Raw genomic sequence first — 16,136 nt, 5'->3', positions numbered from 1 at the left:
CCGGTTTTCGCGCCGGTTCTCCTTTGCCCGCCCAAACGGGCCTTATTCTTAGCAACCGTTAAACGGCATTGCCGCCTTGGCTGCAAACACTCTGCCGGTGGAATCGCGCGATGAGAACGGTCTGCCCCGCCCCGCGCAGGTGTCACGCGCGGAATCGGCAAGATACCGCGTAGCAAGACTGTAGGCTGACCACGCCCCGAGACGAGGGTAAAAAGGATTTTTCTTTCAGGGGGTCCGACCATCGCTTTGCATTGCAAAGCATGGTGGTGCGGTCGGAGAGACTCGAACTCTCACGGGTGTTACCCCACAGCGACCTCAACGCTGCGCGTCTACCATTCCGCCACGACCGCACGCCATGGTTGGTGGGCGGGGTTTAGCCAAAGACCAAGGGCTTGTGAAGAGGCAATCTGCAAATTTTTTCAATGCGTTTCAGAAAGCGGGTTCAGCCCTCGATTTTCCGCAGCCGCACCCCCGATCACAATCCCCTTACCGCCCTACAATCTGACGGCTCAGCCGTTGAAAGCGCGCGTTCGGCGGGCCATCTGTGACGCAAGCAAGAAGGAACACGCCATGCCCGCAGACACCGCCACCCCCGCAGATACCGCCACCGTACAAATCGACATCGTATCGGATGTGATGTGCCCTTGGTGTATCGTGGGCTACAAACAACTTGAGCAAGCACTCGGCGCGGTTGGCGTCGGCGCCTACGTGCGTTGGCACCCCTTTGAGTTGAACCCGCAGATGCCAGCAGAAGGCCAGAACATGGCCGAACATCTGGCCGAGAAATACGGCTCCACCCCTGCCCAATCGGTCGAAAATCGCAAACGGCTAACGCAGATGGGCCGAGACTTGGGCTTTACCTTCAACTTTTCCGACGACACGCGGATGCAAAACACCTTTGCCGCGCATCAACTGCTGACATGGGCGCAGGCCCAAGGGCTGCAACACCCGCTGAAGATGGCCCTTTTTGACGCGCATTTCACCCAAGGGCGCAATGTGAACGACACTGATGTGCTCGCCGATGTTGCCGCTTCCGTCGGATTGGACCGGGATGAAGCGCTCGAAGTGCTCCGCAGCGGCAGTTTTGCCGAACAGACGCGCGAAGCGCAGCAATTCTGGACTTCGCGCGGCATCTCCGGCGTGCCGTCGATGATCTTCGAGGGCAAATACCTGATCACCGGGGCGCAGGGGGCAGAAAACTATGCCCAAATCCTGCGCAAGGTCTTGGAGGAACGCGACGCCGCCGCCTGACACTGTGCCTCTGGCGGTGCGGCGCGGGTCTTGCTAAGGCATCCCCATGGTTGAATGGATCATCACCGACGGCTTGACCGACTACCGCAGCGCCGAGGCGTGGATGGAGGCGCGTGCCACCGCCATCGCCGCCGGTGAGGCCGAGGAATGCATCTGGCTGGTCGAACATCCCCCGCTCTACACCGCCGGAACCTCGGCGCGGGTGGAAGACCTGACAGAGCCCGACCGCTTTCCCGTCTACCCCACCCGGCGCGGTGGGCAGTATACCTACCACGGGCCGGGCCAGCGTGTGGCCTATGTGATGCTCAACGTCGCCGCTCGGGGACGCGATGTGCGCTGTTTCGTGCGCCAGCTCGAAAATTGGGTCATCGCCACGTTGGATCAATTCAACCTGCGCGGCGAAATCCGCCCCGGTCGCGTCGGCGTTTGGGTGCAACGGCCCGAGAAACCCGCCCAGCCCGATGGCAGCCCCGCCGAAGACAAGATCGCCGCCATTGGAATCAGGCTGCGCAAATGGGTCAGCTTCCACGGCATCAGCATCAATGTGGAGCCGGACCTCAGCCATTTTGGCGGCATCGTTCCCTGCGGCATCACGAACCACGGCGTGACCTCGCTGGTCGATCTGGGCCTGCCCGTCACGATGGACGATGTCGATCTGGCCCTGCGCGCCACCTTTGATGAGGTCTTTGCCAGCGACCCCACCGGCAGTTGCGACATCACCCCCTAACAGCAGCAAAGCACGCGCCAAGCGCCCCAAAGGCCGCATTTTACGGCGATCGCCACAGCGCAAAAAATACCCACCCTGCGACCATCGCGCCCATTGCCCCCGCGAGACGGTCGCTCTAAAACGGGCGCGACACCGCATGTGCCGCCTATGGCGCCATGTGTCCAATTCATTTGCAGGAGGCACCGCATGGCAGACGCAGCCATTCACGGCCAAGATCATCACGACGACCGGGGGTTCTTTACCCGGTGGTTCATGTCCACCAACCACAAAGATATCGGTATTCTGTACCTTATCGTCTCGGCCTTGGTCGGTCTTATTTCGGTGGCATTCACCGTCTACATGCGCCTTGAGCTCATGGATCCGGGCGTTCAATACATGTGTATGGAAGGCGCGCGTTTCATTGCGGATAGCTCTGCCGCCTGTACGCCAAACGGCCACCTGTGGAACGTGCTGATCACCGGCCACGGCATCCTGATGATGTTCTTCGTCGTGATTCCCGCGCTCTTCGGCGGTTTCGGCAACTACTTCATGCCGCTGCAAATCGGCGCGCCGGACATGGCCTTCCCGCGGATGAACAACCTCAGCTTCTGGCTCTATGTCGCGGGCACCACGCTTGCGGTCTGCTCGCTGCTGACACCCGGCGGCAACGGCCAGCTCGGCTCCGGCGTGGGCTGGGTGCTCTACCCGCCGCTTTCGGTCCGCGAAGCGGGCATGTCGATGGACTTCGCGATCTTCGCGGTGCACGTCTCCGGTGCCTCCTCGATCCTCGGCGCGATCAACATGATCACCACCTTCCTGAACATGCGTGCCCCCGGCATGACGCTGTTCAAAGTGCCGCTCTTCGCGTGGTCGATCTTCGTCACAAGCTGGCTGATCCTCCTGTCCCTGCCGGTTTTGGCGGGCGCGATCACCATGCTCTTGATGGACCGCAACTTCGGCTTCGCCTTCTTCGACCCCGCAGGCGGCGGTGACCCGATCCTCTACCAGCACATCCTGTGGTTCTTCGGCCACCCCGAAGTCTACATCATCATCCTGCCCGGCTTCGGCATCATCTCCCACGTCATCGCGACCTTCTCGCGCAAACCGGTCTTCGGCTACCTGCCGATGGTCTGGGCGATCATCGCGATCGGTGCTCTGGGCTTCGTCGTCTGGGCGCACCACATGTACACCGTGGGCATGACCCTGAACCAACAGGCCTACTTCATGCTGGCCACCATGGTCATCGCGGTGCCGACGGGTGTGAAGGTGTTTAGCTGGATCGCCACCATGTGGGGCGGCTCAATTGAGTTCAAAACACCGATGCTCTGGGCCTTCGGCTTCCTGTTCCTCTTCACCGTCGGTGGCGTCACCGGCATCGTGCTGAGCCAGGCCGCTGTGGACCGCGCCTATCACGACACCTACTACGTCGTGGCGCACTTCCACTACGTGATGTCGCTCGGCGCCGTCTTCGCCATCTTCGCGGGCATCTACTTCTACCTGCCCAAGATGACGGGCCGCATGTACCCCGAATGGGCCGGCAAGCTGCACTTCTGGGCGATGTTCATCGGTGCCAACCTGACCTTCTTCCCGCAGCACTTCCTGGGCCGTCAGGGCATGCCGCGCCGCTACATCGACTACCCGGAGGCATTTGCCTACTGGAACCAGTGGTCCTCGATCGGCGCCTTCCTCAGCTTCGCCTCCTTCCTCTTCTTCTTCGGGGTGATGGCCTACACGCTGACCCGCGGCGCGCGCTCCACAGCAAACAACCCGTGGAACGAATTCGCAGATACGCTGGAATGGACCCTGCCCAGCCCGCCGCCCGAACACACGTTCGAGCAGCTTCCGAAACAGGAAGACTGGGACAAGCAGCACAGCCACTAAGCTGACCCAAACCACAAAGGCCCCGCTCTCCCGCGGGGCCTTTTCTTTTGCCCCCACTCCTCTGACAGCCGCCCCCCCCCTCCAACTTCATCCTTTCTCAAATACCCTCGGGGGTCCGGGGGCAGAGCCCCCGCCTTACGCAAATTTTTCCACCAAAAACCACATTTCCCTCTTGAAGCCCCCCGCCCCAATAGGTATCTCGCCCTCACCAGACGGTAAGCGGGCGTAGCTCAGGGGTAGAGCATAACCTTGCCAAGGTTAGGGTCGGGCGTTCGAATCGCCTCGCCCGCTCCATCTGGACTTCACAGGGTCGCATCTTCGGATGCGGCCCTTTGTGTTTTCCGCCCCCAAAACCTTCCCGAAAAAAATTGCCGCGCGACGCTCAGATCGCTACATTTCCCCCTTGCAGCCCCCTGCGGGAATGGGTATTCCCCCCTCACCAACCGGATGCGGGCGTAGCTCAGGGGTAGAGCATAACCTTGCCAAGGTTAGGGTCGGGCGTTCGAATCGCCTCGCCCGCTCCAGGTTGATCCTACCACCCCGTAGGAAACGCAAAGCCGCCCTTCGGGGCGGCTTTTGTGTATCTAGCCCTACATAAAAAAACGCCCCATGACGAACACGGGGCGTAAGGTACGGAACGAGGGACAGTAGGTGGCCGGCAGGCGTTCCGGGCCTGCGGTCACCTTTAAATTTAGGAAGCCTTAGCCGTTTTCAAAGGGGCCGGGCCCAGCCGCCCTGCCCCCTGTTCGAATTTGAGCCAGTTCTTGCCGATTCTCAGCCGCCAACCCGGCTGGCATAAAGCGCGATAGCCGCCGCGTTGGAGACGTTGAGCGAGCCGAAACCGCCCGCCGCATCAATCCGCACCAGCGCGTCTACGGTCTCGCGGGTCTTCTCCCGCAGCCCCGGCCCCTCGGCCCCCAGAACAAGCGCCACAGGGCGGTCACGGCGGCCTTCGACGGCTTCCTCGATGGTCTGCGTCGCCTCGCCATCAAGCCCCAGCACCAGATAGCCCATCTCCTGCAAGGCCCGGATGGCATCGGCAAGGTTGCGGACCCTCAGATAGGGCTGGCGCTCCAGCGCACCGCTGGCGGTTTTGGCCAGCGCCCCGGTCTCGGGCGCGGAATGATGTTTGGTGCCGATGACCGCCGAGGCGCCAAGCACTTCGGCAGAGCGTAGGATCGCACCGACGTTATGCGGATCGGTCACCCGGTCGAGCAGCAAAAGCCGCGGCGCGGAATCACCGATGGCCACATCTTCCAATCGGCCCCAGTTCAGCGGCTTCACCTCCAGAACGGCACCTTGGTGGACCGAGTTTGGATCGAGCGGCGGGCGGAACTTGCGCGGGTCCACGACCTGCGGCGTGATTCCCGCCTCGGCGATGGCCTCTTCCAGCTTCGCCTGCGCGTTCGGCGTGACCATCAACTGCAATTTTTCACGCCGCGGGTTCATCAGCGCATCGCGCACCGCATGCAGGCCGAACAGCCAGACCGTCTGCGCCGCTTCGGCCTTCTTGTCCTGCTCTTTTTGCACGACCCATTTGGGTTTCTTCATCTCTTTATCCTTTCGTGCGATTTCCCCAAGAATTCTCAGGAATTCGCCTTGACGCTTCTTTGGCTCGCTTGTAATCACGCCCCCACGTCAGGTGCAATGCACCGGGACAAAGTGGGCGACAGGCCGCAAGGTGTGGCAGGGGACTGTAACTCCCTCGCGGAGACGCACGCCTGGTTCGATTCCAGGGTCGCCCACCACTTTCTCCCCCCTCGCGATAGTTAGTGTTCGCCGATAAGGCGCGCTCGTGGCGACCGATTAATGCCGCACCCGATGGCTATCAAGGGATCAGCACATCGCTCCGCAAAAACTCCTCAAGCGCCATTCCCAAATCGTCGTAAACCAGTTGAACCCGAATCCTCTCAACCGACCCGAGGTCAAACGTCAGGTAAGGCTGCGGGTCCCCCTCCAGAATCGCATTCGGCGTCGGCAATGAATCGTGACAGGGCGGCATCGGCAGATTCCGCATCGGTGCGTCGTTCACCGCGATTGCCATGGCGGCCAGCCCGCAGCGCCAGCTCCACAGGTGGGTCACATAGAGGAAGTCTCGCCCATCATACTCCCGCACGGCGATCCAATTGCCGCGGGTGGCGTTCAGAATAGGCCGCACCTCTGCGGCGGTGGTGAAACGGCCCGTGGGCGTCTGGTCTTCGGCGATCAATCCGGGGGGCACGGCATCCATGTAGAATGCAGGCGGCGGGGCCGCGGGCGCCGGGGGCGCCGCCGGGCTGGCGGGGGCCGCAGGGCGTGCCGGAGCCTGCACCGTCATCGGCGCATCCGGTCGGCCTACCCCGTCCGAAGGCGTAGAGGGGCCGCTAAGGCTGATCGCGATCACGGCAAAGACAAAATCGAACATTCGAACCCCTTTCGCAGGCCGCTCAAATTGCTGGCTTTTGCCGACAGAGCCCTGCCCCTATACTGGCCGAAAACCAAAGGCCGCAGTTAAGTATGACACGCAATTCGCGTATCCCGCAAATTTTCAACGTCGTCATCGTGGGCCAAGAGGGGCGGCTGGCCTATGAGGCGTTGCTTTTCGCCGCCTCCCTGCGCCATTCCTGCCCGGAGTTCCAAGGCCGCCTGCTGATTGCCGAGCCGCAGCCCGGCCCGCTTTGGGATCGTGATCCGCGCATCACCGACAGCGCGCTGCGCGAAGCTTTGAGCGAGCTTGGGGCGGAGTTCGTCCCCTTTGACAATCAGCATTTCGGCAGCACCTACCCCAATGGCAATAAGATCGAGATGCTCAGCGCCCTGCCCGCGGGCGAACCCTTTGTTTTCTTTGACACCGATACGCTGATCACCGGCGATCTGACGGCGGTGCCGTTTGATTTTGACCGCCCCTCAGCCTCTCTCAAACGCGAGGGCACATGGCCCAAGCCGCAGCTTTACGGGCCGGGCTATAGCGCATTGTGGAAGTCGCTTTACGACAAGTTCGGCCTCGACTTCGCCAGCAGCCTCGACCTGAGCCAACCGGATGAATATTGGCGGCGTTATCTCTATTTTAACGCAGGGTTCTTTTACTACCGCTGCCCGAAGGAATTCGGCGATCTCTTTCTGCGCTACGCGCTGGCGGTACGCGACGACCCTCCGGTCGAGCTTTGCGCGCAGAGCTTTGACCCATGGCTCGACCAAATCGTGCTGCCGCTGGTGATCCACGCCCTTGGCGGGGGGCGGGACGCCCTGCCCGCTGGACTGCTGGATGGCACGGTCTCCTGCCACTATCGTTTTCTGCCCCTGCTCTACGCGCGAGAGAGCGATCATGCGATCGAGGTTCTAGAGGCCATCACCGCCCCCAACCGGGTGAAAAAGCTGCTCAAGCAGCGCGATGCGATCAAGCGGATGGTCTATCAGGCCCGCGGGGCCAAGGTGCGCGCGCTTTTCGATCAAGACAACCTGCCCCGCCGCGAACAGGCGATCCGCAACCGGATCAAATCAAACGGTTTCTGGATGCGCTGAGCCCCGCCTGCCCCGTTGTCTGGACGGGTCTTTGCGCCTAGGCTGCGCGAGAACCATTTTCTGAGAGGACAGACCAATGGCCGACAGCCCCACCCCACATTTCGACACGCTGCAAATCCACGCAGGCGCCAGCCCCGACCCGGCCACCGGCGCGCGGCAGACGCCGATCTATCAGACCACGGCCTATGTCTTTCGCGATGCCGATCACGCGGCGGCTTTGTTCAACCTTGAGGAAGTCGGCTATATCTATTCGCGCCTGACCAACCCCACCAACGCGGTCCTGCAAGAGCGGATCGCCACCCTTGAAGGCGGCGTCGGCGCGGTCTGCTGCTCATCGGGCCACGCGGCGCAGATCATGGCGCTGTTCCCGCTGATGGGGCCGGGCAAGAATATCGTCGCCTCCACCCGTCTCTACGGCGGCACGGTCACGCAGTTCAGCCATACGATCAAGCGCTTCGGCTGGTCCTGCAAATTCGTCGACTTTGACGATCCGCAGGCCGTGGCCGATGCGATCGACGACGACACCCGCGCGGTCTTTGGTGAGGCCATCGCAAACCCCGGCGGCTATATCATGGATGTGCGCGCCATCGCGGATGTAGCCGATGCGGCGGGCATTCCGTTGATCATCGACAACACAAGCGCCACCCCCTACCTCTGCCGCCCGATTGAGCATGGCGCGACGCTGGTGGTGCATTCCACCACCAAATACCTCACCGGCAATGGCACCGTTATGGGCGGCTGCGTGGTGGATTCGGGCAAGTTCGACTGGTCTGCCAATGACAAATTCCCCTCTCTCAGCCAGCCTGAGGAAGCCTATCACGGCATGAAGTTCCATGAGACCTTCGGCCCCATGGCCTTTACCTTCCACGGCATCGCCATCGGGCTGCGCGACTTGGGGATGACGATGAACCCGCAGGCGGCGCATTACACGCTCATGGGGATCGAGACCCTGTCGCTGCGCATGGAGCGGCATGTGCAAAACGCGGTGAAGGTGGCCGAATGGCTCGAACAGGACGACCGGGTTGACTATGTCACCTATGCCGGGCTGAAATCCTCGCCCTATCACGAGCGGATGCAAAAGGTCTGCCCCAAGGGCGCGGGCGGGCTTTTCACCTTTGCAGTCAAGGGCGGCTATGACGCCTGTGTGAAACTGGTCAACAGCCTTGAGATCTTTAGCCATGTGGCGAACTTGGGCGATACGCGCTCGCTGATCATTCACTCGGCCTCCACAACGCACCGACAGCTGACGGCAGAGCAGCAAGAAGCGGCAGGGGCCGGTCCGGGCGTCGTGCGCATCTCCATCGGGACCGAGGACGCCGACGATCTGATCGCCGATCTCGATCAGGCACTGGCCAAGGCGACCAGCTAAACCACCTTCCCCCGCCGATCACCTCGGCGGGGGTTTTCCATCTGCGGCACCTTACTGCCCCGGCGCAATCGCAAAGGTCATCGACACCTGCGCCCGCACCTCAACCTCGCCTTCGGCCACGGCGCTGTCCATCGCCATCCCCATACGGGCGGATTCGAACATCTTGGGTTGCGCGTGGGAGTTTTCGGTCATGCGGATCAGCGTGCCGAGCTTCACCCCAGCCGCCTCGGCCAACTGCCGCGCGCGTTCGGTGGCATCCGCAACGGCGGCCTTGCGTGCCTCGGCCAGCGCATCTTTCGGGTCTTGAAGTCCGAAGTCCAACCCGTTGAAATCATTCGCACCCTCATCGATCACCGCATCCATCATCGCGCCCAAACGGTCCAGATCGCGCACCTTGACCGTCACGGAGTTGCCCGCCTGATAGCCAGTGATGCGCGGCGGCTGGCCGTTTTCATTCCCGCGGCGGTCATGCACCGGGCGCAGGTAGAAACGGCTGGTCTGACGGTCCTTCGCCGCGACGCCCTGCGCGTCGAGCTGGGTGAGGATCGCGCTTACGGCGGCATTCACCCCGTCCATCGCGGCCTTGGCGGTTTCGGCCTCTTCGGTCACGCCCAGAGTGATCGTTGCCATGTCGGGCGCGGCGGCGATGCTGCCTTGGCCGGTGACGATAATCCCCTCTTCCGGTCCCTGCTGGGCCGAGACCAATCCGGCCCCCGCCATCCACGCCAGCGCCACCCAATTCATCAGTCGCATGTTCGTTCCTTTCCGTGCATCAATGCGCCGCCATTTGCCCATCGCGGGCCGGTTCTGACAAGCACCTGCGCGGTGCGCACCCTTCCCTTGGGCGAACTCCTGCTCTATCCTTCGCGATGACTGCGGCGCGTCTGTAAGTGCGCCCGACCCCATGCTAAAGTCGACCGCGATGAAGCCGAATTTTACCCTCTCCCTGTCGTTCGACGGCATTCGTTTGCTCCACCGCACATCGGGCGGTTGGCAGCTTGTTGGTGAAGTGGCGCTCGACAGTGCCGATCTGGCGGCGGAACTGGCGGTCTTGCGCAAAACCGCCACGGCGTTGGAGCCCGGCGGGCTGCGCAGCCTGCTGTTGATCCCCGACGCGCAGATCAAATACCTCACCCTCGACACGCCGGATATGGACCCCGCCGCCCGCCGTGCCGCAGCGGCAGAGGCGCTGGAGGGGGCCACGCCCTATCCGGTTTCCGATCTGGTGTTCGATGTGCATGCCGATGGCGGGCAGAGCCATGTGGCCGCCGTGGCCCGCGAGACTTTAGACGAAGCCGAGGCCTTCGCGGTGGAGCACCGTTTCCACCCGGTCAGCTTCGCCGCCGCCCCGGCCAATGAGAGTTTCCATCGCGGCGCGCCGCATTTCGGCATGACGAAAGCCGCGTCGGACCTGCTGGAACCCGGCGAAACCGTGGAGCCTGAGACGGCCCCCATCGTAATTTCCGGCGTGATGAACGCGCCCGAAGGGCCGGTCGTGGACACGGATGAGACGACCCCCGTCGCCGAGCCTGAGCTTGCCCCGACGCCGGAGGAGACCCCGCCGCCGGTAGAGGAAGACCTGCCGGATTTGGGGTCGACCGAAGGCGCTTCGGAAGCCTCCCCCACGTTGGAGCCGACCCCCAAAGACACGCCACCGCCCTTGGACGAAGACCTGCCCGCCTTGGACGCTGCGGCGGAAACGGAGGCGACGGAAGACCCGGCAGAGGCCGAACTGGCCCCCACTCCAGAGGAAACCCCACCGCCGTTGGCAGAAGACCTGCCCGCGTTGGAGACCCACGCGCCAAGCGAGGAACCGGAAGAGACGGAGGCGGACGCGCCGCCCGCCCCCACGGGCAGCGTTGCGGCATCCGCAGCCCCCCTCGCGGCGGCGGCCAGCACGCAGACCGCGCCGCAGCCCGAGCCTTCGCGCAAGGTTGATTTCTCGGCACCGCCCTCGCGCAGCGCCCCTGCCGCCGGTTTTGCAAGCCGCCGTGGCGGGTCAGACAACGCGCCCAGCCTTGGCGGCGCGAGCCGGGAAACACCCCCGCCCCCGCCTGCCGCCAAAACGGAACCGACGCCCGCGCCCGCCCCCAGCACAGCCTCCCTGCCCGTCGGCGCGCCTTCGCCCGCCGCGGCCCCGCTTGCGCCGCAGATGCCCGTCGAACCGGCCACCGCCGCCGCCGCGACGGAGGCCGCAGCCCCCCAGCCCGACAGCAGCTCGCTGACGCCCGAGGCGACCACCTCCACCGGCACCTTCCTCAGCCGCCGCAAACCGAAAGCGTCGAAAGACCGCCGGACGGCCCCTGCCAGCCCCGCCGCGGCCACCCCGGCATCAGAGGCCGAGCGGATGACCGTCTTTGGCGCGCGCCGCCGGAACGAAGTCGGCGGCAAGCCGCGTTTCCTTGGCCTGATCCTGACGGCGGCGCTTTTGGTCTTCTTGGCCGGTGTCGCGGCTTGGGCCTCGATCTTCCTCGACGAGGGCAGCGCGCTTTCGCGGCTCTTTGGCGACCGCAGCCCGCGCAGCACAGCCGAAGCCTTGGCCCCTGCGGAAACTCCTGAAATCGAGAATGACATCGCCGTGCTGCCCCCCGAACCGGCAGCGCCTGACGCCATCGAAACCGCCGCCTTGGACGCCGGTCTGACCGACGAAGACGGTGCCGTGCTCGACGCGCTGCGCGACCCCGAGCCGCGCCCCCTGTCAGAGATGACCGAGGCCGAGATCGACGCCAAATATGCCACCACCGGCATCTGGGCCCGCGCCCCGGACGTGCCCCCGGCCCCGGCGGCGGCGATTGATATCGACGATCTCTACCTCACCAGCATCGACCCGATCAGCAGCACGACAGACGCCGTGGCCCTGCCGCCCGCCGATGGGTTCGGCACCGACATCGCCCCCGGCGCAGTCAGCTCTCCGGCGGCAGCGGGCACACGCTTTGCGCTGGACGCGCGCGGCTTGGTCAAACCCACGGCGCAGGGGGCGCTCAGCCCCGATGGCCATCTGGTCTACCTCGGACGCCCCGGCGTGCAGCCCCCCGCCACTCTGACCCGGCCAGACGCCGATCCGGCGGAGCCCGAGGTCGACAGCGCCTTGGCCGAGGCCCGGCCCCGCCCGCGCCCCGACGATTTGTCAGAGACGACCGAACGCGCCCAGCTTGGCGGGCTGACACGTTCCGAATTGGCCGATCTGCGCCCGCAACTGCGGCCCAAATCCGTTCAAGAAATCGCTCAGGAAGCGCTCGCCGCTGCCACGCCTGAGCCCGAGGTTGCCCCCATCGACACCAGTGGCGCGGTCGCCGCCGCCCTCGCCACGCCGCCCGCAATCCAGAACGCGACGAAACAGGCCACAACCCAGTCGCGCCGCCCCGATACCCGGCCCCGTAATTTCGACCGGATCGTGAAACGCGCCGCCCGCCGGGCCGCGCCTGCACAGGTCGCGAGCGTCGCGCCCAAAGCGGTCCAACCGCGCTTTCCCTCGAAGACCTCCGTGGCGAAACAGGCAACGGTGAAGAATGCGATCAACCTGCGCGACGTCAATCTGATCGGCGTCTATGGCAAGCCCTCGAACCGCCGCGCTCTGGTTCGGCTCAGCAACGGGCGCTATCAAAAGGTTGAGGTCGGCGACCGGATCGACGGCGGCCGCGTCTCGGCCATTGGCGATAGCGAGTTGCGCTATGTGCGCCGGGGTCGGAATGTCGTGCTGAAGATGCCGAACTAGGTTACACCACAAAAAGGGACGCCGCAGCGCCCCTTTTTCCCTCCCCCGGATGTACTTCTGACTAGGTGGCCTCAAGCTCACCATTGTCGATCTGCTCTTGCTCGATCGATTCAAAGAGCGCCTTGAAGTTGCCCTCACCGAAACCGTCGTCACCCTTGCGTTCGATGAACTCAAAGAAGATCGGCCCGATCACGGTTTTCGAGAAAATCTGCAACAGGATGCGCGTCTCACCCCCGTCGACCACGCCTTCGCCGTCGATCAGGATGCCGTGTTTCTGCATGCGGTCCAGCGGCTCTTCGTGGCCGGTCACCCGCTCTTTCGACATCTTGTAATAGGTCTCGGGCGGCCCGGGCATGAACTTCAGCCCATTGTCGGCAATCGCATCGGTGGCGTCATAGATGTTGCGCGCGCCGACGGCGATATGCTGGATGCCCTCGCCGTTGTACTTCTTGAGATAGGCCACGATCTGCCCGGTCTCGCCCCGGTCTTCGTTGATCGGGATGCGAATGCGCCCGCAGGGCGAGGTCAGCGCGCGGCTGGTAAGCCCCGTATATTTGCCCTCAATGTCAAAAAACCGGATTTCGCGGAAGTTGAACAGGTCGCCGTAAAACTTGAACCAGACGTCCATATTGCCCTTGTGAACGTTGTGCGTCAGGTGATCTAGGTAGTAGAACCCCACGCCCTCGGGCTTGGATGTGGCGATCCAGTCGTATTCCCAATTGTAGGGCGAGGTGTCGTAATACTGGTCGACGAAATAGATCAGCGAGCCACCGATGCCCATGATCGCGGGCACGTCGAGCACCTTGCCATCGCCCTTATATTCCTCGGCCCCATTGGCCACCGCGTGTTGCAGCGCCTTTTGCGCATCCACGACGCGCCAGCCCATCGAGGGGGCGCAGGGGCCGTGCTCTTCGACGAAGCGTGCGGCAAAGCTCTCGGGGTCATGGTTCAGGACATAGGTGATGTCACCCTGCTGCCAAAGCTCGATCTTCTTGGTCTTGTGATTGGCCACATGGACATAGCCCATTTTGGTGAAGACATCGCGCAGTGCCTGTGGGTCGGGGCTGGCAAATTCGACAAACTCGAAACCATCGGTGCCGGCGGGGTTCTCTGCCGTGATCTGCGATTTCGGGGCGTCATGCGGGAAAGGGCCCATGTCAGTCTCCTCTGCTTTGGGATTTGCCCCAGTCTACGCCGCAACCGCCGCGCGAATTGCGCGTATCGCAGCATTCAACTGGTCAATTTCGCGGAAGTGACGCATAGTACCTCCAAACCATGCGGAGATCGCGCATCATGCTCGATGAGATCGACAGGCGGCTGCTAACGGCGCTGCAAAAGAACGCCCACCTCACGGCGCAGGAGTTGGGGCAAGAACTGAACCTCTCCCCCAGCCAAGCCGGGCGCAGGCGTCAGCGGTTGGAGGTCGAAGGCTACATTCGCGGCTATCACGCGCGGCTTGATCCGGTGCGGATGGGGCTGAACGTCCAGGGCTTCGTGCAGGTCCATCTGGGCACCCACGGGCCGGAACATTCGGCGAGCTTTGCCCGGCTCATGGCCACCCGGCCCGAGATTGTGAGCGCTTGGACGATGACGGGGGATGCGGACTACCTCCTGAGGGTCTATTGTGACGATCTGCCGAGCCTGAACAGGCTCATTCACGACGTTCTTCTGCCCCATCAGGCCGTGAGCCGGGTGCATAGCCAGATTGTCATGGATCAACTGAAACAGGACGGGCCGCTGCCCACCTGACGCTGAAAGAGGACCGCAATGGAAGGTTTCCTGTTCCAAGCCTCCGTCTATCTGGCCGCCGCGGTGATTGCCGTGCCCATCGCCGCGCGATTGGGGCTGGGGTCGGTGCTGGGCTATCTGGCGGCGGGCATTCTGATCGGGCCGGTGCTGGGCCTCGTCGGGTCCGAGACGAAGGACGTGCAGCATTTCGCGGAATTCGGCGTTGTGATGATGCTCTTCCTGATCGGGCTGGAGTTGGAGCCGCGCGCGCTCTGGGACATGCGCCACCGTCTGCTGGGCTTGGGGGGCTTGCAAGTGCTGCTGTCGACCGCGGCGCTCATGGCCATCGCCATGGCTTACGACCAGCCGTGGCGCGTGGCACTGGCAATCGGGCTGACGCTGGCGCTGTCTTCGACGGCCATCGTGTTGCAAACCCTCTCGGAAAAGGGGCTGATGCGGACCCAAGGCGGGCGCTCCGTCTTCTCTGTCCTGCTGACGCAGGATATCGCGGTGATCCCCATTCTCGCCTTCCTGCCGCTGCTGGCCACGGGCATTCCGGGCGGGCTTTTGCCCGATGGGTCAATCTCGCTCGACCCGGAGGCGGTGGAGAATGCACATCGTGGGACCGAGGGCAGCCACGCGGGCGACGTCGCCCATACCGCACAGACCTTTGTCCAAAGCCTGCCGGGCTGGGGCGTTACGCTGGTCACCATCGGCGCGGTCGCCGCGATCATCCTCGTGGGCATTTACCTGACCCGTCCGGTGTTCCGCTACATCCACCTCGCCAAGCTGCGCGAGATGTATACCGCATTGGCGCTGCTGATCGTGGTGGGGATTTCCTCGCTGATGACCGTGGTCGGCCTGTCGCCCGCACTCGGCGCCTTTCTGGCGGGCGTGGTGCTGGCCAGCAGCGAGTTCCGCCATGAGTTGGAAACCGACCTCGAACCCTTTAAGGGGCTGCTCTTGGGGCTGTTTTTCATCACCGTGGGGGCGGGCATCAACTTTGCCCTGCTGTTCGAAAAACCGCTGATCCTGATCTGCATGGCGCTGTTGGTCATCATCGTCAAAGCGCTGATCCTGATGGTGCTGGGCCGCCTCTTCCGCCTCAAAGGCCGCGACGGTTGGCTTTTCACGCTGGCGCTGGCGCAGGCCGGGGAATTTGGCTTTGTGCTGGTCAGCTTTTCCCTCGCCACCGGCGTCATGCCCGACCCGATTGGCGAGACGCTTTTGCTGGTCGTGGCCCTAACCATGCTGATCACGCCGCTGCTTTTCATCCTGCACGACCTGATCAGCCGACGCCTTGACGACGGCGGCCCCGTCATCGCCGATGAGATCGACAGCAGCGGCCCGGTGATCATCGCGGGCGTCGGGCGCTTTGGCCAGATGGTGAACCGGATGGTCCAAGCCAGCGGTTTTCAAACCGTCGTGCTGGACCACAACCCCGAGACCATCGCCGTCATGCGGCGCTTTGGCTTCAAGGGCTTTCTGGGCGATCCGACGCGGCCTGACATCCTGCGCAAAGCGGGGCTGCAAGACGCCAGCGTCTTGGTGGTGGCCCTTGATGACCCGAAATCCGCGGTCTCTCTCATCTCCTACGCGCGCAAAGAGAACCCGAACCTGCATATCGTCAGCCGCGCGCGCGACCGCGAGGAGGTCTACCGCCACTATCAGGCCGGGTCGAATGACATCGTGCGCGAGATGTTCGACAGCTCGCTTCGGGCCGGGCGCTATGTGCTGGAAAACATGGGACTTTCGGATTTCGAGGCGAATGAGGCGCAAAAGCTGTTCTACGCCCATGACCGGGTCTCGGTCCGCGAATTGGCGGCGCTTTGGCGGCCCGATGTGCCGCCTTCGCAAAACGCCGCCTATGTGGCCCGGGCGAAGGAGTTGCAAAAGGATTTGGAGACCGCCTTTCTCAACCTTGGCGAAGACAAGGGCAAGGAAAGCGCCTGAACCGGGCAGCCCCTTTCGGGGGGCCACCAGCA

General features: G+C 63.5%; 12 protein-coding genes and 4 tRNA genes. 11 read left to right on the top strand and 5 right to left on the bottom strand.

The features are described from left to right. Window positions 1-264 precede the first annotated feature (264 nt). Window positions 265-350: transfer RNA gene (locus ACGYLD_RS00630), tRNA-Leu, on the bottom strand. A 220-nt stretch (window positions 351-570) separates the two neighbouring features. Here ACGYLD_RS00630 and ACGYLD_RS00625 point away from each other — a divergent pair. From ACGYLD_RS00625 to ACGYLD_RS00605, 5 genes are all read left to right on the top strand, one after another. After that, the gene (locus ACGYLD_RS00625; RefSeq protein ID WP_271691698.1) at window positions 571-1,251 is read left to right on the top strand and encodes a DsbA family oxidoreductase; all 681 of its coding nucleotides are present in this window, start codon (window positions 571-573) and stop codon (window positions 1,249-1,251) included. Window positions 1,252-1,297: 46 nt separating this feature from the next. Further along, entirely contained in the window at window positions 1,298-1,978 is a 681-nt protein-coding gene (gene lipB / locus ACGYLD_RS00620; protein WP_271691699.1) for a lipoyl(octanoyl) transferase LipB, read from the top strand. 186 nt (window positions 1,979-2,164) lie between these two features. After that, window positions 2,165-3,838 (top strand): cytochrome c oxidase subunit I, encoded by a 1,674-nt coding sequence (gene ctaD / locus ACGYLD_RS00615; protein WP_067261244.1) that lies wholly within the window; start codon window positions 2,165-2,167, stop codon window positions 3,836-3,838. 219 nt (window positions 3,839-4,057) lie between these two features. Beyond that, a tRNA-Gly gene (locus ACGYLD_RS00610) sits at window positions 4,058-4,132 on the top strand. 155 nt (window positions 4,133-4,287) lie between these two features. After that, window positions 4,288-4,362: transfer RNA gene (locus ACGYLD_RS00605), tRNA-Gly, on the top strand. Between the two features lie 250 nt (window positions 4,363-4,612). Here ACGYLD_RS00605 and rlmB read toward each other — a convergent pair. Further along, window positions 4,613-5,389, bottom strand: coding sequence for a 23S rRNA (guanosine(2251)-2'-O)-methyltransferase RlmB (gene rlmB / locus ACGYLD_RS00600; protein WP_322329430.1), 777 nt, complete (start codon window positions 5,387-5,389; stop codon window positions 4,613-4,615). A 113-nt stretch (window positions 5,390-5,502) separates the two neighbouring features. On the opposite strand from rlmB, the gene ACGYLD_RS00595 reads away from it, so the two are divergent. Then, a tRNA-Tyr gene (locus ACGYLD_RS00595) sits at window positions 5,503-5,586 on the top strand. Between the two features lie 80 nt (window positions 5,587-5,666). Here ACGYLD_RS00595 and ACGYLD_RS00590 read toward each other — a convergent pair. Then, complete coding sequence (locus tag ACGYLD_RS00590; RefSeq protein ID WP_394400574.1) at window positions 5,667-6,242, bottom strand: hypothetical protein; 576 nt, start codon at window positions 6,240-6,242, stop codon at window positions 5,667-5,669. Between the two features lie 92 nt (window positions 6,243-6,334). Between ACGYLD_RS00590 and ACGYLD_RS00585 the strand changes: the two genes are divergently transcribed. Further along, window positions 6,335-7,339, top strand: coding sequence for a hypothetical protein (locus ACGYLD_RS00585; RefSeq protein WP_394400571.1), 1,005 nt, complete (start codon window positions 6,335-6,337; stop codon window positions 7,337-7,339). A 76-nt stretch (window positions 7,340-7,415) separates the two neighbouring features. Next, on the top strand, window positions 7,416-8,708 hold the full coding sequence (locus ACGYLD_RS00580) for an O-acetylhomoserine aminocarboxypropyltransferase/cysteine synthase family protein (RefSeq protein ID WP_394400568.1): 1,293 nt from the start codon (window positions 7,416-7,418) through the stop codon (window positions 8,706-8,708). A 51-nt stretch (window positions 8,709-8,759) separates the two neighbouring features. Here ACGYLD_RS00580 and ACGYLD_RS00575 read toward each other — a convergent pair whose 3' ends face one another. Continuing rightward, entirely contained in the window at window positions 8,760-9,461 is a 702-nt protein-coding gene (locus tag ACGYLD_RS00575; RefSeq protein ID WP_271691706.1) for an SIMPL domain-containing protein, read from the bottom strand. Window positions 9,462-9,612: 151 nt separating this feature from the next. On the opposite strand from ACGYLD_RS00575, the gene ACGYLD_RS00570 reads away from it, so the two are divergent. Further along, window positions 9,613-12,423 (top strand): hypothetical protein, encoded by a 2,811-nt coding sequence (locus ACGYLD_RS00570; RefSeq protein ID WP_394400564.1) that lies wholly within the window; start codon window positions 9,613-9,615, stop codon window positions 12,421-12,423. Between the two features lie 61 nt (window positions 12,424-12,484). On the opposite strand, the gene hppD is transcribed toward ACGYLD_RS00570, so the two are convergent. Continuing rightward, a complete protein-coding gene (gene hppD / locus ACGYLD_RS00565) occupies window positions 12,485-13,579 on the bottom strand; it encodes a 4-hydroxyphenylpyruvate dioxygenase (RefSeq protein ID WP_271691708.1) in 1,095 nt (364 codons plus the stop codon). 137 nt (window positions 13,580-13,716) lie between these two features. Here hppD and ACGYLD_RS00560 point away from each other — a divergent pair, with 137 nt between their 5' ends. Continuing rightward, the gene (locus ACGYLD_RS00560; RefSeq protein ID WP_067262495.1) at window positions 13,717-14,172 is read left to right on the top strand and encodes an Lrp/AsnC family transcriptional regulator; all 456 of its coding nucleotides are present in this window, start codon (window positions 13,717-13,719) and stop codon (window positions 14,170-14,172) included. Between the two features lie 18 nt (window positions 14,173-14,190). Continuing rightward, window positions 14,191-16,104, top strand: coding sequence for a monovalent cation:proton antiporter-2 (CPA2) family protein (locus tag ACGYLD_RS00555; RefSeq protein ID WP_394400561.1), 1,914 nt, complete (start codon window positions 14,191-14,193; stop codon window positions 16,102-16,104). The last annotated feature ends 32 nt before the right edge of the window (window positions 16,105-16,136 follow it).

The organism is Sulfitobacter sp. 1A12056 (assembly GCF_043558125.1).
Classification (GTDB): Bacteria; Pseudomonadota; Alphaproteobacteria; order Rhodobacterales; family Rhodobacteraceae; genus Sulfitobacter; species Sulfitobacter faviae.
This window is presented reverse-complemented; position numbering and strand designations above follow the sequence as displayed.